Source organism: Prosthecobacter gellanilyticus, from assembly GCF_007992435.1.
GTDB classification, from domain to species: domain Bacteria; phylum Verrucomicrobiota; class Verrucomicrobiia; order Verrucomicrobiales; family Verrucomicrobiaceae; genus Prosthecobacter; species Prosthecobacter gellanilyticus.
On record NZ_BKAG01000042.1, the window covers coordinates 47,230 to 67,818 of the forward strand.

Here is a 20,589-nt window from a genome sequence, read left to right on the forward strand (position 1 = left end):
ACTGCGGATCAGAAGCTTTCGTGCGTCAAAAAAAAACAGCCCGCCAGATCCGGCGGGCTGCTGAAGAGATGAAGCAAAGGTTTCTAAACCGAATCAGCGCGGGGCCGCCGTGGGACGGCTCAGAGAGCGACCACCGGCCGCACGGCCAAAGTTGTGACCGATCACGACAAAGCCCTCCACAGCCGGAGACTCATGGTTGCAGCCGAAGAGGCACACCAGGTTGATCCAGGAGTTCCGGTTCGGATTGATCTGGACGGACGGCCCGATCTGAAACTTGCGCACACCATTCTGGCGCTCGCCCTGCTCGTTTTCATACTTGTATTGCATTTCCAGACCGGCGGAGAGGACCTGGTCGATGATCGTGTAGCTGATGCCCTGGGTGAGAGCGAACTCGTTGGCACGGCCGCGCGAGACCTCGCGCTCATACACCGCGTTAAAGGCCCAGTGCAGGCGTGGAGTGATGTCGTCACCCAGCAGGATCTTCGCCTCCCACACATCGCTGCCGTAGTTTCCATCGGTGGCTTTGTATTCGATGTAGAGCGTCGGGTTCAGCGGGATCACATCCCAGTCAGCCAGCGCCCAGCGGAGCTCGACCGCCACGTCCTTGTTCACCGTGCGGCTGCTCTCATGCGCCCAGTCATAGTAGATGTCGAGCTGCATGCGGTGAGGGAGACCGATGGCCAGCTCCTCCATGAAGAGATGCTTGGGATGACCGTCATTGTAGGTGCGGACACGCCACCACTGCTCCACCGCCACTTCCCAGGGCTCATACTGCACATACACACGCGTCGTGCCAAAGCGGCGGCGCGTGGTCCACTCCGGGCGCTTATACTCGCCCACCAGGTTTTCCTCCTCCAGCCAGCCCGGCCGGCCGATCACCACGATGGGATCCAGCGTGTAGGTGGCGGCATCAGGAAGCTCGGAGGACTGCTGGGCGAAAGCCGAGCCGGCAAGGACGAAAGCCAAGCCAGCCATTCGGGAGAGATAACGGTGTAATGTCATGGGTGGGTCGCGCAAAACACTACAAACCACCCGCCAGGGGAACCCAAAAGGTTCAATCCAACCTCGCCAAACCAGGATCGTGGTCACTTTTTGACCATCCTCCAAAGTCCACACCCCACCTCCGGACACAAATTATCCCCACCACACCACCACTCCCAGCCAAATCACCGAATGAAGTAGCTCAGATTCTCCAGCTCCACCGCCAGGTCCACGCTGTTCACCACCACATGCTCGGGCACATCCAGAACCGTCGGTGAGAAATTCAGGATCGCCTGGATGCCAGACTCCACCATCTGGTTCGTCACGGCCTGCGCACCGCTGGCAGGCACCGTGAGGATGGCCATCTTCACCTGGTTTTCCCGGATGAAACGGGTCATCTCCGTGAGATTTAAGATAGGGATCTTCAGCGCTGCCTGACCACGCGGCGCGATGTCAAAGGCCGCGACCACATCGAAACCCTCCTTGCGGAAGCCACCGTAGCGCAGAAGCGCGGAACCAAGGTTACCCACGCCGACCAGAATGACCGGCTGCAGGTGATTCTGCCCCAGCACCTCGGCGATCGTGTTGCTCAGCACATCCACGCTGTAGCCCAGCCCGCGCGTGCCGAACTGCCCGAAGTAAGCCAGATCCTTGCGCAACTGCGTGGACTTCACCCCGGCGGCCTTCGCGAGAGCCTCGGATGAAACAGTATCGACATCATTCTCTCGAAGCTTGCCCAGACAGCGCTGGTAGATCGAGAGGCGGTAGATCGATTTGCGGGGGATGTCTATTCGTGCCACTTGTGAAAATTCACCTACTTTTGACGATTGTCAATAAGTCGACGCACGCCCGAAGGTGTTCATTAGAGCTCTAGACTCTCCCGCCTGCGAGCCTGTTCAAAAAGGCCGCCTCAAGCATGCCCGTTCTCACCCAATCCCACGGAGTTCTAACCATGATTAACACCGTGGAGGTGGGGTTCTTTCAAAACTAGACAATGTGCCAGGGGGAATCGCGAGCCGGAGGCTCGCAAGCTATTAGCCGGTGGTGAAGCGAAACCGCGGAGCGGTCCAGCGAGAACCACCGGATCACATCCATCCATCACCCCAAGGCCATCCCCGCGCCCCGGAGGCGGCGCGAGAAGCCAACGAATGCATGGCCATGGGTGAAATCGCCCGCTTCTCGCGCACCTGCCGGTGCGCGGGGGCTAGCGGGACGATGTCGCGCTCCTATCCGGTGGTTCCCATTCGCTAACGCTCATTTCACCACCGGCTAATCTCTCTCGAGCCTCCGGCTCGCCCAGCCAACTTTGCTCTCCCTATCAAACCAAGAACCGCGAACCGAGAACCGTCCCCCCCCTACAACTCCACCACCTCACACCGATGCGTGAACAGCAACCGGCAATGAATGGCGGAGGTCGGCAAACACGTCATGCGAGAAAGCACCTCGCGATACGTCATCAACTGCGGGCGATAACCTTCGACGCGGGCGCGGAAGGCTTCCTCAGACTCCACCTTGTCGGTCTTAAAGTCCAGGATCGTGGCGCGATCAGGCTCCACCATCACGCGGTCAAAGGTGCCGGAGAGCCACTCGCCTTTCAGCAGGATCTCAAAGCGCTTCTCACGCCAGCACAGCGCCTCGGCGGAAGGGCGGCTGAGCGCAGCGCGTGCCGCTGGATCGGCGAGGCATCGCCGCACCTCCTCCAGGGCCTTTTCGCGCACCCCTTCATCCAGGCAGGGCACGGCTAACCAAAGTTGCTGAAGCTGCTCCTCGGTCATCTCGTCCAGCCACTCGATCTGCTCAAAGAAGGCATGCACCAGCGTGCCATACGAGCGCGCAAAGCGACCCGTGCGGGAGAAGAGCTGCTGCGCGGTCACCGTGCTGGTCTCAGACCCGCTCGGTGTCCGGCGACTCGGACGCAGACGTGGCTCCGCAGAAACGGACACCACCTCTTTCGCGATCACCTCCGGCACGATCTTCGTGCCCACCGCTTCAAACCACTGCCGATCCGTGGTCGGCTGCTCGCTCTGGAAAACGATCTTCGCGGGCACACCGCCGAAGCGGTCATCCAGCGGCTCCGTGTCCGGATCGGCGAGAGTGATCTCGAGCAGCTTCGGAAAGTTCATCGTCGTGGACTTCTTCGGGCGTGGCGCGCCGATGAGGTAGTTCGCATGCTTCGCACGGGTGAGCGCCACGTAGTATTTGCACAGCTCCTCATAGGCGGCCTCGGCCTCGCGCTCGGCGTTGTATTCCGCCAGCACGGGATCCACCTTCACAATGTCCTTCGTCGGCAGGTCAAAGACCCACTGGACGATGCGCTTCTCCCCCTGCTTCACACCGATGCCACGACGCACATTCGTCATGGAGCCACCATCCAGATCCGGCAGGATCACACAATCAAAGGTTAGGCCTTTGGACTTGTGCACCGTCATCACCTGCACGGCATGGCGCGTGTCCGGCTCGCGCATGGTGTAGCTCTCGGCATAGATGAGGAATTCATCGATGTCACGACTTGCCCCTTGATCAAAGAGGCGCGCGGCGAGCATGAAGTCCTCCACGCGGCGCTGGCTGAAGGCATCCAGCACCACCTCGGACCTCTGCAGCTCATGCAGCCAGTGGCGCAGCGTGGTCTCAAACCCTTGCTCAAAGACCTCGCGCAGCACCATCGAGACCAGTTTGGCCTGCACGATCTCCAGGCGCTCAAACACGGCCTTGAAAGGAGTCATGCACAGATGCTGCCAGGCCATGCTGTCCGCCGGATGCGCGGAGCATTTTAGCAGGCTCAGCAGGGAGAGCGTCACGGGATTGTCCGTGGCCACGGAGATCTCGGACTCGCACATGACCGGGATGCGTGATTCCGAATGAGCGCGCAGGTAGTCCACCAGCTCGCGAGCTGTTTTGTTAGACTGAACCAGGATGGCGCAGCTCAGGCCGCGCTGCACTGGCTGGATCTCCTCCAGCACACCAGCCACGAGTTGGAAGCGATCCTCATCCGTGACCTTGTCCTTCTCACCGGAAGGCTCGGGATGCAGCAGCGCGGCATAACCAGGCATGCTTTCATGAATGCCCGCCACCTGATGATCCTGCCAGGGCCAGCGTTTCAGCGTCACCTCGGGCAGCCCCAGTTCCGTCAAAGCCTGCGTGTCACCAAAGAGACGGTTCACCATGTCGATCACATCATGCCCGGAGCGCCAGGAGACGTTCAGCGGACGCTGCTTCAGGCGTGTGTCCGCGCCGGAGTTGTAGCGCGTGGCGATGTCCTCAAACAAGCGCGTGTCACCCCCGCGCCAGGCATAGATCGCCTGCTTCACATCCCCCACTTGGAAGAGCGTGCGCTCATCAGATGTGTCCTGGATGGCTTCATCGATGAGGTTCTCAATCACCGACCACTGCGTGTAGTTCGTGTCCTGAAACTCATCCAGCAGCCAGTGGTCATAGCGCGCATCCAGACGGTAGTCGATGCGCAGCCGCTCATCCATTCCCGGCATCTGCGTGAGGATGGGGCGCGGCATGTTCTTGGCAAACTCATGCCCGGCCAGGATCAGCTCCATGTCCTGAAAAGTCAGCCTGCCACGCCGCCGCACCTGCTGGGACCAGCTCTGCTCGAAGAGATTCAGCACACTCCACGTGCCCTGCGTGCGCTCCAGGCGCATCAGGATCTCCGCGCCCACGATGTGCTGGATGATCGACTTGAAGACATCACAGGTCCGGCCTTCCAGATTCTGCTTCTGCCGGTTCACCGTCAGCGTGCAGCGCTTCAGCTCGATCGCCGGCCAGACCTCCAGCGCCTTGCCGAGGAAAAACTTCACGCGCGAGGGCAGCGCACCGCCCGGGACATAACCAAGAGCTTGTTCACGAAACTCCTCCCAGAACACCATGGAGTCCTCATGCACCTTCTCCGCTTCAAAGTAGGCAAAGAGCTGCGCAAACTCCTTTTCGAGTTCGATCTTCTCGCCCATCCACAAACAACCCTCCGGCCAGATCACTTTCGGATCACCCCACAGTTCCTGCCGAGCCGCATGCAGCAGGATGCCATGCTGGTTCTCCACAAACTGGTCCAGCACATAGCGGATGCCAGACTCCTCCTTGCCAAAGGTCGCGCGGCGGAAGGCCTCCAGGAAATCACGCTGCGCATCCAGCCCCTCGCTTTGCGCCTTCAGGCCTGGCAGTGAGCGCTGGAACACACGCCGATACACCTCCTCACGCTGCACCATGCCCTGATGCTCGCTGAGGATTTCAAAGTCACCGGCCAGTCCAAACTCCGCCGGAAAGGTGCGCAGGATGGAGGAGAAAAAGCTGTCCAGCGTGCCGAGAAACAGGCGCGGCATGCGGCTGATAAAGCAGCGCAGCAGCACGCGGAAATCCTCCGGCCTCAGCGCGCTCAGCACCGTCCGCAGCGGATCATTCAGCACTTCTGGATCCACCGTTTCATCACCAGCCAGACCTTTGGCAAACTTCTCGTTAGACGAGGCCTTCGCCAGCTTGACCAGGATCGAGTCAAAGAACTCCCCCGCCGCCTTCCGCGTGAAGGTCACGGCCACGATGCGCTCCGGCGTCACCTCTTTTCCCGAGAGCAACTGCTGCCCCATGAGCGCGATGTAGCGGTTCGTAAGCTGCCACGTCTTCCCCGAGCCTGCGGAGGCCAGGATCATCTCGCTGGGAATGGCGGAGAGAGTGCTAGATCCGGTTTGCATCAGGGTTTCGAGGCCTCCTCCGGACTGGTTTGCTCAGGTGTGAGTTTGCGATGAAGCCACACCGTGAAGAGAGATAGAAGCGCGGCAAGCCAGCCAAGCGCAAGCCCGGGCAACCAATAGAAGATGCGCGGGAAATGCGGATGATGCTCAACCATGTCGACATCAACATACCCGTAGGCAAGCAAAGAGACCAATCCACCGATGAAGGTGTTTCTCCACGCAGGGGCACGATGTCTCCACGTGTCAATCGTGCAGGCGATGCTCACCACGATCAGAGGTAGGACCACAAACCAAAAAATGGCGGAGAGAGTGCTCATACGACTGGGGATGCAGAGGCCTCCTCCCTCGTGGTGCTGCTGATCAAACTCGGATCCACCGCCATCTGCGGATCGCCGAAGAAGAGATGACCGAAGTCATCGCCATAGGTCAGCTTCTCCGTCGGCGGCCAGAAAGCGCGCCCGCGGATGGAGGTAACGATGCCGTCCGCGCAGGTGCGCGCGCTCTCCAGCAGACGTCCTTCCAGGTCTAACCAAGAGTCCAGCGAGACATCGGCCTTGGTCTTGCCGAGGTTCGCATAGGCGGTGTGGATCTTCTCGCCGGCATGATGCCGCTCCATGGCGAGGCGATAGAGCGGAAGCTGCAAATTCGTCCAGCGCACGGTCTCGCCCAGGCTGTTTTGCGTGAGCATCCAGGGCGGAAAATCCTCCTCGCTCTCGGTACGCTTGATTCGCGCCAGATGATACTCCTCCACATGCTTGCGATCGCCTCCCAGAGCCGTGCTTGGCGAGTGCGTCTTGAAGTCGATGAGGCGGATGCCGTGCTCCTCGTGGCGCTCCACGCGGTCCACCACACCACTCACGATCATGTCGGAGATCTTCCACGGATCAGCCTCCGGGCTCAGCGGAGTTTCAGCCGTGACGATGCGCCAGCCTTTGGCGCGTTCCTCGGCCTCCTTCTCCGCCCACCAGGAGAGGCGCATGCGCGCAGCCTCGCTCTGGATCATGACCGGCACGGTCAGCCGCTGCCCAAAGGTGGCGTAGAGACGCGAATCTAACAGTTGGTTAAACTCCGCGCGGATCACATGCGGATCTTCGGAGGTGGCGGCGGGGCTTTCCTTGGCAAATTTCTCCAGCACATGATGCATGAGGCTGCCGAACTCCATGGCATCCATCTCCGTGCTGCCCACATCCACCTCCCGCATCCGCAGTCCATGCTTCAGGTAGAAGCGGAAAGGGCAGGTCAGGTAGTCGCGGAACTGCGTGACGCTGAGCTTCTGGAAGACGCCCGCATCATCCTCCAGCGGCGGTGGCTGCAAACGCCAGGCGAGCTGCCAGGGCATGGGCTCGGAGAGTGTCTCCGGCTTCTGGAAGAACTGCAGCGTGCGCGCCGGCAGCTCCTCGTCCGCACATTGGAAAAGCAGGCGCGAAGGGCGCAGCGGCTCGTCAGCAGCACCCGTGCGGCCAAAGATGAAATCCACCCTTCCACCGGTGCGCTCGCGCAGCTGGATGATGCTGGTCATGAGGCAGGCATCACGGGCAAAGCGTGTGTCATTGTTCCGCAAACCCAGCACGCGCCGCACGCTGTCTGGCAGGAACTGATGCGCCATGATGGACTCAGGGACCTTGCCATCATTCAGGCCGGTGACGATGAGATGCGCGGCATCTTCCCAGAGCAGCTCCAGCCAGCCTTGCAGGTCGATGTCGCGCTCCGTGCGCTCGGGGTAATACATCTGCTCCTCCAGCATGCGCAGCAGCAGTTCCAGCCGGCCCGCCGCCGTGAGTGTTTCCTTCGGCAGCTCAGCCACAGGGCTCTCCAGCACATCCAGCACCTCGGCGATCTGGTTCGCGATCTCCGCAAACACCGCATCTTGCGGGATATCGAGCCTGAAGGGCCGTGCGGCAAACACATCCGCGAGGAACCGCGTGAGCGCCGTGCCGAAGTTGTCTCCCTCCAGCGCCTTCAAAGCTCTCGCGAGCCACTGAAAGCCCACAAGCACGGGGCTCTGCTCCTTGGACTTCAGCACACGTGGCGCGAGCTCGATGGCATCATCCAGCGTGTCCGGCAGCGCTTCCGCCGCGAGGTCATCCAGCTCCCGCAAAAGCGTGGTGAGATGACTGCTGATGCCCTGCTCTTTCGCAATGCTCAGGATCGTGTCCGCCACATCCGGACACCTAACCAATTCCGCCGCAACCGCAAAGGAGCGCGTGCCGCAGAGCCGGCTGAGCAGGCGCAGCAGATGAAACACACCGTGCGTGCTCATCGGGCGGCCCGCAGGGTCATACGCGCCGATGTCTTTCTCATCCAAGGTCTTCACCAAGGGCGCCACGACCTCCGTGTCTGCCACGCCGAGGGATGCGATGGTACCAGGTCGGGGACCATAGGGTGCCAGAAGCTCCGTCGTGAGCACCGCCTGCTCCGCCGGCGTGCCCCCCTGATGAATCGTGCTCTCCGGATTCGGAATGTAGATGGGACGCTGCAGCCAGCTTTCGACGATGGGCCTTCCCCATAAATCAAAGCAGTGCCCATGCGTGTCCTGTGGCGCGAAGACCAGAACCTCCACCGGCAGGCTGCGCGAATGACGCTCCAGCGCCGTGATGGCGAGCGCGGACGGATCCAGCACACCCGCGACGAGGATGCGCTTCACCGTGGCTGGCAGCACACCTTCCGCAGCCGCTTTGCGCCGCGCCACCTGCCAGTCCGTGTAACCTTCATCACCCGCCGCGCGCAGACAGCGCTGCTCCAGCCGACCGAGATCCGCCCAGCGTTCCGGCTCCATCTCGGAACTGGCGAGCATGCGCGCCACATCGCCAAGGCTGAGGCCGTTCTCATTCAAGTTCTCGCGCACCTGCAGCAGGTCGCCCGTCATCTTCAGCGCCCAACCAAAATTGCGTTCAACAGGATCGACCGGGAAAAGATTCCGATACTCCTCCAGGTCCAGTTTGAGCAGCTGGGAAGCCCAAAGGAGAAGCGTTTCGATCTTCCCCGCCACCTGCGTGTTCTCCATGCGATCCGGAGAGGTCAGGAAGTCCGGCGTCACCGTCATCGGCGGCAGCACCGCCGCATCCCCGGTCGCTGCATGCACCGCCAGGGCCTCGCGCAGACGACGCCCCGCATGTCGCGTGGGCACCACGATCAGCCAGTCACTCACATCCAGCGCCCCGCTGCCCTGCCAGTCCGCCGCCAGATGCGCCACCACCGACTGCACCAGCGGCCTCTCCCACCCCAGGAATCGCCGCTTCAGCCCCCCGGCAGGAGCCACCGCGCTCGCAAAGAGGTCCGGGTGGTCATCAAAAGCCTTTCGGGAGGGGCGCGGCATAGGTGCGGATCAGAGGAAACGTGTGCCGCCGAGAGTAGGCCGGGTTTGAAAGGCTGCGCGAGTCTTTTTGCTCTAGTTTGGAGCACGGACTTTAGTCCGTCCGGGGCTGCGGAGCTTGATCAAAACAAAGCAACGCTCTCACTCCGTGATCGGGAACATCGCGAAGCGTCGTGGAGTGCGGTGGGAAGCGCTCAGGCGCGACACCGCTGTCTGCGCAGAAAACATCCTCTCATTTAAATGGCGTCACATGCGCACGAGAGCGGTGTCGACGATGCACGGTGGCCCGTGCATCTCTGCCACCGCACTCCGGGACGCTCCGCGATTTCGCATGCCCCTAGATCCGCTCATCCCACAGAGTGAAATGGCAGCTTCGCCATCCCCCCATCAATCCCCCTCTGGATTTTCTGCATTTTAGATGAGGACATTTCATCCAAATCGGACTGGTCGGATAATCGGCTCATCTGCTAAGCACACGGGTTTCCCTCCCGCCCACCATGACCCGACTCCCGACCCTCAGAGCTCCGAGCCCGCGCCTCCGTTTATCCATCCTGCTCACGCTACTCGCCAGCGCGCTGCCAGCATCTGCTGCGGATGCCAGCACCATCAATGCCGGCGACACCGCCTGGCTGCTCACCTCCACCGCGCTCGTGCTGTTCATGATGATCCCAGGACTGGCGCTGTTTTATGCGGGCCTGGTGCGCTCACGAAATGTGCTCTCCATCTTCATGCAGTGCTTCGCGCTCACCGCCGTGCTCAGCCTCGTGTGGCTCGTCTGCGGCTACTCGCTCTCCTTCAGCGATGGTGGCAGCTTCATCGGCAGCTTCCAAAAGATGTTCCTCAATGGCGTGACCACCACGTCCGTGCGCTCAGACTGCCCCACGATCCCGGAGTTGCTGCACTTCGCCTACCAAATGATGTTTTTCCTCATCACCCCAGGCTTGTTCATCGGTGCTTTTGCGGAGCGCATGAAGTTCAGCGCCATCATGGCTTTCAGCGTCCTCTGGAGCCTGCTCGTGTATGTGCCCTGCTGCTACGGAGTGTGGCACAAGGCCGGCGCGTTCTTCGGTCTCACAGGTGTCATTGACCTCGCGGGCGGCATCGTGGTGCACATCACCGCCGGTGTCGCCGCGCTGGTGCTCTGCATCGTCGTCAAACCTCGTCATGGCTTCCCGAACGCGCAGTTCCTGCCGCACAATCTGCCGCTCACCATGGTGGGCGCGGGCATGCTGTGGGTCGGCTGGTTCGGCTTCAACGCCGGCAGCCAGCTTGCCGCGAATGGCAGCGCCGCCATGACCCTCATCGTCACGCACATCTCCGCCTGCACGGCCTCCGTGGTGTGGATGGCCATCGAGTGGCTGCACATCCGCAAATCCAGCGCGCTCGGCATCGCCACCGGTTCCATCGCCGGACTCGCGGCCATCACCCCTGCGGCTGGCAAGGTCGGCCCCATCGGCGCGCTTTGCATCGGTGCGACCTCCGCCATCATCTGCTGGCTGGCCTGCGCGAAGCTGAAAAAGACCTTCCGCTATGATGACTCGCTGGACGTCTTCGGCGTGCACGGCGTGGGCGGTTTCGTCGGCACCATCCTCGTGGCCGTGTTCGGCTCCACCCACTTCGCCGGCGGCCTGGGCGATTTCGAGATCCTCCCCCAATTGAAGACGCAGGCACTGGCCTCCCTCTACACCATCGTGCTTTCCGGCGTCGTCAGCTACGCACTGATCAAAATCATCGGCCTCTTCGTCAACCTCCGCGTCACTCAAGAGCAGGAGAACCAGGGCCTCGACCTCGCCGAGCACGGCGAGGCCGCTTACAACGACTGACCCTCGACTTGCCTAACTTAAAGTAAAATGCGCCCCGCAGCTTCTCAGCAAGCTGCGGGGCTTTTTGCTATAGGATTAACATAGTGACAGGATTCACAGCATTTTTCCGTTGCCTCTTCAACATGATCATCACGGACTTCCGTGCCCTTGAGGCGGCCTCATGGTGTTGCTGCGATGATCCTTGCTGTAGCCTTGAGGCGGCACGAAGCCAAATCTGAAGACTTTCCGAACGATCCAGACCACGCCTTCGGACAGGATTCCAGTTGAGCTCCTTTCCTGAACATCTCGCTCGTTCTCACAGAGCCATGGCGAGGTCACTGAGAAGGTGGGAATGCTCTCGTCATCAATGGAAATCGAGACAGAGGCATGCTCGCTTGCTCCGACCTGCAGGGTCACGAAATCATGTCCAGCAGCCGTCACAACGATGCGTGATGCGCAAGACACGGACTGCTGAACCTCGTGCAGGAGGCGATCAAGAACCGTGGAGGAATGATTCATGGTCCGCTTCACCGTCACTCATAATGGGTCCACATGCGCAGCACTTTCACGGTGCGCTCGGCCTCGTAGACTTGATACACCAGGCGATGCTGGATGTTGATGCGGCGCGAATACGCACCGGCCAGATCACCCACAAGCGCCTCGTAAGGCGGCGGGTTCTGAAAAGGGTTCTTCGCGAGGACCTCAAGCAGACGCTGGGTCTGCGGCTTGAGATTCGAGGACGCGACCTTCTTGGCGTCCTTCTGCGCCTGCTTCGTGTAGACGATCGTCCAGGCGCTCACCAGTTGAGTTTGGAGGAGGCTTTGCTCAGCGGTTCGGCCATGCCCTTGCGGATGGATTCGCGCATGCCGGGGATGGAAACCAGATAAAGAGTCTCCTGAATGCTGCGCCAGTCCGCCTCTGACACCAGCACTGCATTGGAACGTTTCCCCGTGATCTGAATCGGCTCATGGGAATCTGCCGTCTCATCCATTAACTGGTAGAGCTTGGCACGAGCTTGGGTCACAGGCAGCGAAGTCATGGTCAAAACGTGCGTTAAAGCGTGCGCCTTGTCAACACAGCACCGAGCCTGTTGTGCGTGCACCCAACCAAACCCGCGCCAGCACACGTTGGAGTCAAGGCTTTAGCCGATCTGAGCTCCCAAGACCTCCATCCTTACCACATTCCCCAGATCGCCTAAAGACATCACTCCCTCCCTAACCAACGATCATCATCTACTTCCCCACCGCCCCCGTCTTCTCCAGCCATCTCCACTTGATCGTCCCCATGGCGACCGCCTTCTCCTTCGCCGTCGCTTTCGCATCAAAGGCATACTCCTCGGGCAGCAGTCTCACCAGCGCCTCGGCCGCGCGCTCACCGGCACGCACGTCGAGAAAGCCAGGACCATACACACCTTGCTTCACCGCATCATCATCCAGCAGGCTGACCAGACTCTTCTCGATCAGCGCCCTCAGCTCCGGAGACGTGGGCAGATCCGTGTTCCTGTGGTTGCGAGGATAAGCATCCGCCACATGATCAATGAACGCCAGCCGGTTCTCGATCGGCCGGCTGCGCAGATCCGTCATCAGCGCCTCAATGACCTTTACGTCCTGCGTGAAGGTCAGATAGCTGATCAAGGAGTCGACGGCATTCGCATCCTCATACGACTCCTTTTTCCTGGCGAGATCACGCCACTCGGTGAGCATCGCCTCCGTGATGTCAGGCTGCCATTGCCCGTAATTGCGCAGACTGACCGCCGCTGAGACCCGGCACCACAGAGTGGGGCCGGTGAGCATCTCCGTGCGCAAGAGGCCGATGACACGCGGATCATCCTGGCGCCCCAGCGTTTGCAGGCTCAGGTTTTGAATCACGTTGGAGCGCACATAAGGCTCCTTGATGCGTGGAAGCCCCGTCGCAATCGCCGCGATGGCATCTTGCGGATACTTCTTCAACAACAGCCGGCTCATCGCCTCCATGTCCCGCGTGGCCAGGGACACCTGCTGGATCAGGAATTCACGCTCGCCCTTCGCCTGAAAATCTGCCCACCACATCTCATAGTCCTGGCGGATCACCCGCTCCGCTCCATCCGGCTCATAGATGCCGGTTTTGGGATCCTGATTCTCAGCAAACGTGTGTCCCGTGATGTCACGGAGCAGCGTGGCCGCCTCATCTGCGATGCTGGAAACATACAGGTCCGCCTGCGGACCTGAGGCGCAGGAAAACAGCGGCGGCGTGCGACTGGGGCGGTGGTCAGCCAGCGCCCGGATCAGCCCGGGCACAGCCTGCTGGCCCAGCTTCACCAGCTCACCATGGACACCTTCCACGCCTTCACTCCCATCTCGCGAGGCCGCCCGCAAACAGCGGATGAGCTCATTGACACGCTTTTCGATAGGCAATTCACGAATCTCATTCATCGCCATCAGCGGCTCGCTCTTTTCCTCCTCGGCATAGCTGCTCATGCGCTCCGCCAGCAGTCGGGCACGCCTGCTGGCCTCCACCTGCCTGTCAGCGCAGGCCTCCGCCACCGCGCGCAGTCTGCCGCTCATGACCTCCCACGACTGCGCACGATCTGTGAGCGAGTGCAGGCAGAGCTGGATCATGTAAAGAGAGGCTTGCTCCTCCAGAGACCTGTAAAAAGCTGGCCACTCAGCAGGCGCATTGGCCGCAGCTTCCTTGCTCAGCTTCACCTGCTCGAGAAGCCTGGCCTCCACCCTGGAAAAGAGCGCGGCTTCATTCAGCTCACGGCAGTACCTGGCCAGCAGCAGCAGGCGCAGCGCCACCGGAGGCCGTGGGATCTCCATGTCTGCAAAACCACCCGCGCCGGAGCCGCGAACAAGATCCATCTCGCGCATCACCAGCCACTCGAGATCCTTCGGCTCAAACCGGCGTTTGAGATCCGGCGGATCGTCCTGGAGATGATACCGAGCCGGCACCAGCCAGCGATTCAGGACGTCCAGCGTGCCGCCATCACCCGACTTCAAAAACCCTGCCTGCGTTAGCCAGCGGTCGGCATCGGCATCTGAAGTGCCCAGGCCCGTGCCGTTCGTCTTCACCGCCCCCGGCTGCAGCCCCTTCACCGAAGGATACCCCAGCGCGTCCAGCCACACCAGCGCCGCCGCCACCTCCGTCTTGACCTCCGCCTCACTCACCGTGATCCGCTTCTCCTCCGCCGCCATCACCCGCGGCACAAAACCACCCGAAGACAAAACACCAACCGCAAGAAGAGTGGAGACAAAGGTGTGTTTCATTCGGGAGAGCGGAACCTCTGTAAGAACACCGGGTGACGCACCTTGCTCAAACTTTGCCCAACCCAGCACGCCGAAGTCGCGGCAGCGACATGGACTGCGGCAGCCTGCTGCCGCTTTAGTGTTGGGCAGCCCTGCTGCCGGGAGAAGATACTCAATGAAACATTTGGGGCTTTGAGTGTCGGCTGCGGCCAGCAGGGCTGGCCTGGAGAAAGCGGCAGCAGGGCTGCCGCGGTCCATAGGACGACCTCACGACGGCGGAGTCGCCGTCACCGCCGCCGTATACGCCGCCTTCAGATCCGCATCCGTCTGCGTATGACTCCCACGAAACACAAACAGCAATCCCAGCCGTGAAAACTCCGTCGTGTTCGGCGCGCTGTGATGAATCGTCTCACACTGGTGAATCGTCGCATCCCCCGGCGCCAGCAGACCGCAGAACTGCTCGCTCAAAGGCACACTGGAAGGCTCGGCAAGCCCAATGCTGTTCCCTCTCACTCCGCTGGGCTTCGTGGGCTGCATGCCTTCATTCTGCGAGCCTTTGACAAAGAACACCGGCCCGTTGGCCTCTGTCACTGCATCAATGGCGATCCACACCGTCAGCATGTCCGGCGGCGCCTGGCAAAAGTAAGCGTTGTCCTGATGATACGGCACGCCGGAGCCGATGCGCGCAGGCTTGTTAAAGGTCTCCACCCCCATGAGCACCGGCTCCCCATGCACCAGCGGCGCGATCAATGAGCGGATGTCCTCCCGCTCGCCCATCTGGCGGAAAAATTCGTTATGCTCCTCCAGCCGCCACAGATTGCGCACCGTCTTCTCATCTTTTTCAAAGGTGCGCGCATTCGCAGGCTTCGAGGCCAGGTCATCGCGGATGTAGCGGTCCAGCTCCACGCGCACCGCGGCCACCTCGTCAGCCGTCAAAAACTGGCGCACAAGAATGACGCCGTCCTTTTCATAATCCGTCAACAGTTGGGCAGAATCAGTCACATTCATGGGGGTAAGAGGGTGATTTCAGTTTCGACGACTTCCAGCGGCTGGGAAGCCGCCTGCAGGCTTATCTCGATCGTGTTCCAGCCTTGTTTCAGAAGGCTCGCATCCTTCACCGGCCACTGCACATAGGCCTCCGTGGCGGGCGAGCACGAGATGCCATGCCGCAGCCCCTTCGTGACCACCATCTGCGCCGCCGTGCTGCCTTCATGGAAGGTCTCTCCATTGAGGGTGACCGTCATCTTCACATCATCATACTTTTGGTTCGCGCCATTCAGCCCCAGCCGAAGATAGGCCCTGGCATGGGCCTTCGCGGGATTCTCGCCCATCATCACCCGTAGCGTGACCTTCCCGTCCACTCCCAGAAACGCCGGGAGCTGCTTCCGGTATTCATACGTGTCCAGGTGATCATGGAAATAAGCCGTGGTGATGCAGTAGCGTCGCGACCCCTGCTGCGTGCTCAGCGCCTTCACCGTCAGCGGATCCGTGTGCAAAATATAGTTGTAGATCTGATGCCCGCTCGCCCCCATCTGCCGCTGGTTCAGCGCCGCGCCCAGAAACTTCGCCGCATCCGGCGTGCGTGAAACCTCCTTCATATAAGATGCCTCCGTGTGCTCCGCTGAAAACGGCCAGTGATACCCGCTGCGCCCATACAGTGAGCCGATCACCTCGATACCCTCCGGCTTCGCCAGCGCCACAAACTCCTCCAGCGGCATGTCATGCGCCAGCGTCATCACCTGCGTCGGGATGATGGCATCCACCAGATGTCCCTTGATCCATGTGGCGAGATCAATCCCCGCCCAAGTGCAGTTCTTCACCGCAGGCGGCACACGCACGATCAGCTTCATCGGCCGCTTCTGCTCCTTCGAGATGCGGTTCAGCTCCTCGCGCGCCTTTTGCACCATCTCGGTCAATAGATGCATATTTGGTTCGGCCTGCCCTGGCGGGAAGAAGACCTGGAACCGGTTAAAATCCAGCTCAAAGCCGTCCATGAGGTCCGCATAGCGGTTCATCGCCTCCACGATCACCCCCAGCCGATACGCCCGCACCTCCTCACGCGCATAGTTCAGCAGGTGCTGGTAGACCTCCGCCCCCTGCACCGGCGTGGTGCCGAGAGTCGCGTCCTGGTGCTCCATCCAGAAACGGCCCGTCAGCGGATAGTAGAGCGGATCACTGCAGTAGTGCGCATCATTCATCCGGTAAGACGGGTAAAACCGCAGCCCGCGCGCCCGTGCCACCTCTCCCACGATGCGCGGCGCATCCAGCCCCGCCTCCGTGGCGATCCGGCAGCGCTCGATCCGCTTCTCCCACTTCGGGTCCTTGTTATATTTCGTGAACCGCCAGCCCCAGGTGCTGGCCACCCTTGTCTGATAATAAAGAACATCCGACCCCGCGCCGATGGACCACATCAGCGACTTCACCGGCCCGTCCGCGATGGCCCCCACCAGCTTCTGCAGCTTGTCCCTCGATTCCTCCGGCGTATCCCCCACAAACGAAAGATCCCCGTCCAGATTCTGCATCAGCACCAGCGGCTCCGCAGCCCGGCTGAGGCACCAGGAGCACAGGAAGAGGAGTGGAAGGAAAAGCTTCATCAGAGGGACGATGCCCCGCAGACTACCCTGCGCGCCCTCCCCCGATCAATCCCCCTGAACTGGTTCTTTCCGCGAACCAGGGAGCGACGGCCATCAGCCAGAAGTTTGGTAGAAAAATGAAGGGTAGAAAGATTTCAGAACCCAGATGAACTCAAATTTTTCTACCCTTAATCTTTCTACCAAAAACATCACCGGCGAACTCTCCCATCCCCCCGTTCCCAAACAGCTCCCATCCTGTTAATCCCGAATCCTGTTCATCCTGCAAAAAGAGAGCCGTGCAGCTCACGCTCATCCACCCCAATCCACCTAACAAAAAGGGCGGAAGCACCAGCTCCCGCCCTTCGTCGTGATTCATTCAGGTCAATTCAGCCTGATTAATCCGTGATCTTCACCGGCGTGCCGCCCGGCGTGTTCTCAAAGAAGATCTTCGCCATGTGCGTGGGCAGGCGGATGCAGCCGTGAGAGTCGGCATAACCAGGAAGATAACCTTCATGCATGCCCACCGCGCCCGTCACTCGCATAAAATAGTGCATCCGCGCCGCGTCAAACTTCGTGCCCGGAGGCCGTGCATCCTTCCGGTTGTCGATGTTCTGCTTCACGATCGCCATGTCCGCGTCCACGTAGTTGCCGTAGATGGAGGACACATGATCCTGGTCCTTCTGGATCACACTGAAACTGCCACGCGGCGTGGGAAACTCATCACTGCCCGTGCACACCGGGGACGCGCCCACCAGCTGGTCACCCTTGTAGTAAAAAGCCATCTGCTCCTCGATCTTGATATGGATGCGCGGCTTGCCCTCCACATCATCACCCTTCCAGAAGGATCCATCGCCCTTATACGGCGAGGGCGGCGGCGCCTTCGACCGCTTCACCAGGCCAAACGGCGCAAACTCCCAGCGCGGTGGCGACATCGTCACATAGTAGCCACCCCCCGGGCTCGCGGCGCTGTAGTAGGGGTTCGAGTTCACACAGCTCACGCCGAGCGTGATCAGAACCGAGGAGAAGACAAGCCGGACAGCGAGTGGGAGACGGGATGAGGCGGACATGGAAGCGCTTTTGATAGCCAGAACCTCAGCAGAGACAATGCCGGATTGCCAAGTTATCAAAGAACCACAACCCCTCCCTGGTAACTTGAAGCATTCTAACCGCTAATGTGACGCTGATAAGACGCTAATATCCAAGCATTCAATGGTTTGGGATTAGCGTTCTATTAGCGTCTTATCAGCGGTTCAAAAAGCTGCCTGAGCTGTAAAACCGGATGATAGGACCACCGTCCCAAAAACAAGGCAGGCAGCGGACACCACCCGGGGCCGCTGCCTGCCTGTGTATCTGTCATTCAAACGTGAGCGTGATCAGCCCTGCGGCCCCTGGTATCGGGCATCGCCGAAAGCCAGAATGGGGTAGAAGATGAAGCCCAGCAAAGCCAGCCCGATGCCGAAGCCAGCACCTTTACCAAAGCTCTTCGCCAGGCCGATGCTGACCAGGATGGCGATGATGAAGTTCACAAACGGAATGATGAACAGAATGATCCACCACAGAGGCTTCCCGCTGATCTTCAGCAGCACGATGATGTTATAAAAAGGCACCAGGCATGCCCAGCCCGGCTCGCCTGCCTTGGTGAAGACCTTCCACAGCGCGGCGATGAGGATGACGATGAAGGCCAGACCGATGACCATGGCGATTGGCGACGGCGCCTCGACTTGCTGCATTTGCATGTCCAGCTCCGCGGAAGAGGAAGCTGACTGAAGGATAGAGAGGAGGAGAGTACTCATGGGATAACGTGTTGAGATGTTGACTGACCACTGACTCTGACTTTCACCCGAATGGCCGGATGCGGGAGAAGTGTGCAAAAGCCGCCGCCCTCCTGGCAAGAGAAAAGAATCCCAGCCCAGGCAAGCAGCCGCCCCATTGCCAAATTTCCCTTTTCAGCTTTCGGTTACGCCATTTCAGTGGCTTGGAAGCCCGCCCTTCGAAATACTCCTTTCGTTCCATCCATCCCCTCATGAAGCTCGCCCTCATCCGCCGTCAGTTCGCCTCCGTGGGCGGAGCAGAGCTCTATCTGCAGAGACTGCTCGGCGCCCTCGTGCAGGCCGGGCATGACATCCATCTCTACACCGAGCGCTGGGAGGGTGCCGCCGCCGGAGTCACCGTGCATGAGGTGCCCGTCAAAGCAGGCCGCGCCACGCGCAACATCGTCTTCGCCAGGAACGTGGACCTCCAGCTGCAGGGCACGGACTACGACCTCGTCTTCAGCCTCGAGCGCACCGTGCGGCAGGACGTCTATCGCGCGGGCGATGGCGTGCACGCCGTCTGGCTGGAGCAGCGCAGACGCTTCGCCTCCTGGTGGCGCAGGCCCTTCATCGGCATGGGCGCCTTTCACTCAAACATGCGCGCTCTGGAGACCCGCACCTTTGATCCCGCGAACACGCGCCACATCATCGTGAACTCAGACATGGTGCGCCGGGAGATCCTGGCCCGCTTCCCCTTCCCGGCCGAGCGCATCCACCTCGTGCGCAATGGCGTGGACCCCGCCCGCTTCCAGCGTGGCGACCGCGCCGCCACCCGCGCGAAGTTCGGTTTCGCCGAGGACGACTTTGTTTTATTGTTTGTTGGGTCAGGCTGGGAGCGCAAAGGCCTTCACTTCCTGGTCAAGCTCATGCGCCGCTGGCAGGAGGAGGAGCCCAAAGTCAAACTGCTCGTCGTCGGCAAAGGCCACCTCTCCAGCCCACCGCCAAACGTCGTCCTGGCCGGCCCCATGCGCGAGGTGGAGCACGCCTACGCCGCGGCCGACCTCATGACCTTCCTGCCCATCTACGAGCCCTGCGCGAACGTCATCGCCGAGTCCCTCGCCAGCGGCCTCCCCGTCATCACCAGCGCCTTCAACGGCGCCTCCGAGCTCATCGACGAAGGCCTCAACGGCCACACCCTCGCCGACCCCGCGGACATCGACACCCTCGCCAAAACCATCCGCCACTGGCGCGACCGCCCCGCCTCCCGCCTCGTCCCCTGTAGCAAACCTCTCGACCTCGACACCAACGTCCGCGAAACCCTCCGCGTCCTCGAGCTGGCGGCCAAAGATAATTCAAAAGTTAGTTAGGCTCGCGCCTGCGCTGTGGAGATGTGAGGGCGATCACCTGGAGAAACCTCGCGGCATCGAACCCCGTAGGGGTTCTCCATGAATAGCCGGGGGTCGAGGCACGAGACCCCCGGTCAATCGGGAATCCTCGCCAATCAAACCCGAACCCCGTCAGGGGTTCCCCCATGCGCATTGGACCACCGATGAACAGAGTGCTTGCCATCGACGCATCGTTTGAGAACAATCACCCCCATGGATGCCGACTCCGAACGATCGCCTGTAGTACGCGAAGCGATGTCATTTCAAGCCTGGCAGAAGAGTCCCACGGAGCAAAGGATTGAAGACCGGGCCATGTGGAGCGCGCTGCCCGTCTACTTCATCGTCTGGCTCGTCCTGCTCAGCCCCAGCCTCCCATTCCTCAACCTCACCGCCTCCGGCCTCCCGCTGTATCCGGCCCTCGCCATCGCCTGCCTTTACGTGGCCATGCATGTCTATGAGATCAGCGTGCGCGGCCACTGCTACCTGTGCGCAGACTCCACGGCCGTGCCCGTGACACTGCTGGCCGTGCTTCTCGGCGGGACCGTGGCCCACTACACCCATGGCTTCACCTGGGCCGCCCTGTTCTTGCTGATGATGCGTGGTGCCATGATCCTGCTCATCGCCCATATCGCTGCCATGATCTGGGCAGGCCTGCTGACCTCCATCATGCGCTTCCACCTCCGCCAGCGCATCGCCACGGAGCGCGCTGAACTGCAATCCCAAAGCCATGATTGGACACGGATCCGCAAACCCTGATCACCAGCCCGCTTCACACATCCACCGAGCACAGGCTTGCTATTCACCGGCGGATCAGACACGCTTTTATTTCGTCTCACCTCACATCGTCCGCCCACCGCCCACCGCCCACT

General features: G+C 60.9%; 16 protein-coding genes. 3 read left to right on the forward strand and 13 right to left on the reverse strand.

The features are described 5' to 3' along the window. Positions 1-93 precede the first annotated feature (93 nt). The 5 genes from BGE01nite_RS21965 to BGE01nite_RS21985 all read right to left on the reverse strand — a co-directional run bounded on the left by BGE01nite_RS21965 (position 94) and on the right by BGE01nite_RS21985 (position 8,988). On the reverse strand, positions 94-966 hold the full coding sequence (locus BGE01nite_RS21965) for a hypothetical protein (protein ID WP_146853719.1): 873 nt from the start codon (positions 964-966) through the stop codon (positions 94-96). Positions 967-1,166: 200 nt separating this feature from the next. After that, on the reverse strand, positions 1,167-1,781 hold the full coding sequence (locus BGE01nite_RS21970; protein ID WP_146853721.1) for a redox-sensing transcriptional repressor Rex: 615 nt from the start codon (positions 1,779-1,781) through the stop codon (positions 1,167-1,169). 555 nt (positions 1,782-2,336) lie between these two features. Beyond that, positions 2,337-5,672, reverse strand: coding sequence for a UvrD-helicase domain-containing protein (locus BGE01nite_RS21975; protein WP_146853723.1), 3,336 nt, complete (start codon positions 5,670-5,672; stop codon positions 2,337-2,339). Further along, a complete protein-coding gene (locus BGE01nite_RS21980; protein ID WP_146853725.1) occupies positions 5,672-5,989 on the reverse strand; it encodes a hypothetical protein in 318 nt (105 codons plus the stop codon). Before BGE01nite_RS21980 ends, BGE01nite_RS21975 begins: the two co-directional genes overlap by 1 nt. Then, complete coding sequence (locus tag BGE01nite_RS21985) at positions 5,986-8,988, reverse strand: PD-(D/E)XK nuclease family protein (RefSeq protein ID WP_146853727.1); 3,003 nt, start codon at positions 8,986-8,988, stop codon at positions 5,986-5,988. Before BGE01nite_RS21985 ends, BGE01nite_RS21980 begins: the two co-directional genes overlap by 4 nt. A 494-nt stretch (positions 8,989-9,482) precedes the next feature. Here BGE01nite_RS21985 and BGE01nite_RS21990 point away from each other — a divergent pair, with 494 nt between their 5' ends. Then, on the forward strand, positions 9,483-10,808 hold the full coding sequence (locus BGE01nite_RS21990; RefSeq protein WP_146853729.1) for an ammonium transporter: 1,326 nt from the start codon (positions 9,483-9,485) through the stop codon (positions 10,806-10,808). Between the two features lie 512 nt (positions 10,809-11,320). Here BGE01nite_RS21990 and BGE01nite_RS21995 read toward each other — a convergent pair. The 8 genes from BGE01nite_RS21995 to BGE01nite_RS22030 all read right to left on the reverse strand — a co-directional run bounded on the left by BGE01nite_RS21995 (position 11,321) and on the right by BGE01nite_RS22030 (position 18,281). Next, entirely contained in the window at positions 11,321-11,587 is a 267-nt protein-coding gene (locus BGE01nite_RS21995; protein WP_146853731.1) for a Txe/YoeB family addiction module toxin, read from the reverse strand. Beyond that, positions 11,584-11,826, reverse strand: coding sequence for a type II toxin-antitoxin system Phd/YefM family antitoxin (locus BGE01nite_RS22000; RefSeq protein ID WP_146853733.1), 243 nt, complete (start codon positions 11,824-11,826; stop codon positions 11,584-11,586). The genes BGE01nite_RS21995 and BGE01nite_RS22000 overlap by 4 nt, the downstream gene beginning before the upstream one ends. Before the next feature lie 193 nt (positions 11,827-12,019). Continuing rightward, positions 12,020-14,032 carry a hypothetical protein gene (locus BGE01nite_RS22005; RefSeq protein ID WP_146853735.1) on the reverse strand — a complete coding sequence of 671 codons (2,013 nt, stop codon included), beginning with the start codon at positions 14,030-14,032 and terminating at the stop codon, positions 12,020-12,022. 246 nt (positions 14,033-14,278) lie between these two features. Continuing rightward, positions 14,279-15,019, reverse strand: a complete 741-nt coding sequence (locus tag BGE01nite_RS22010; protein WP_146853737.1) for a phytanoyl-CoA dioxygenase family protein — start codon at positions 15,017-15,019, stop codon at positions 14,279-14,281. Further along, positions 15,016-16,605, reverse strand: a complete 1,590-nt coding sequence (locus BGE01nite_RS22015) for a hypothetical protein (RefSeq protein WP_146853739.1) — start codon at positions 16,603-16,605, stop codon at positions 15,016-15,018. Before BGE01nite_RS22015 ends, BGE01nite_RS22010 begins: the two co-directional genes overlap by 4 nt. Positions 16,606-16,756: 151 nt before the next feature. Continuing rightward, positions 16,757-16,960, reverse strand: a complete 204-nt coding sequence (locus BGE01nite_RS22020; protein ID WP_146853741.1) for a hypothetical protein — start codon at positions 16,958-16,960, stop codon at positions 16,757-16,759. A gap of 19 nt (positions 16,961-16,979) precedes the next feature. After that, positions 16,980-17,651, reverse strand: a complete 672-nt coding sequence (locus BGE01nite_RS22025) for a L,D-transpeptidase family protein (RefSeq protein WP_146853743.1) — start codon at positions 17,649-17,651, stop codon at positions 16,980-16,982. Between the two features lie 306 nt (positions 17,652-17,957). Then, positions 17,958-18,281: a DUF5684 domain-containing protein gene (locus tag BGE01nite_RS22030; protein WP_425485713.1), complete on the reverse strand. Its 324-nt coding sequence runs from the start codon at positions 18,279-18,281 to the stop codon at positions 17,958-17,960. Between the two features lie 326 nt (positions 18,282-18,607). Here BGE01nite_RS22030 and BGE01nite_RS22035 point away from each other — a divergent pair, with 326 nt between their 5' ends. After that, entirely contained in the window at positions 18,608-19,702 is a 1,095-nt protein-coding gene (locus tag BGE01nite_RS22035) for a glycosyltransferase family 4 protein (protein ID WP_170266972.1), read from the forward strand. 273 nt (positions 19,703-19,975) lie between these two features. Further along, positions 19,976-20,476 (forward strand): hypothetical protein, encoded by a 501-nt coding sequence (locus BGE01nite_RS22040; RefSeq protein WP_146853747.1) that lies wholly within the window; start codon positions 19,976-19,978, stop codon positions 20,474-20,476. The last annotated feature ends 113 nt before the right edge of the window (positions 20,477-20,589 follow it).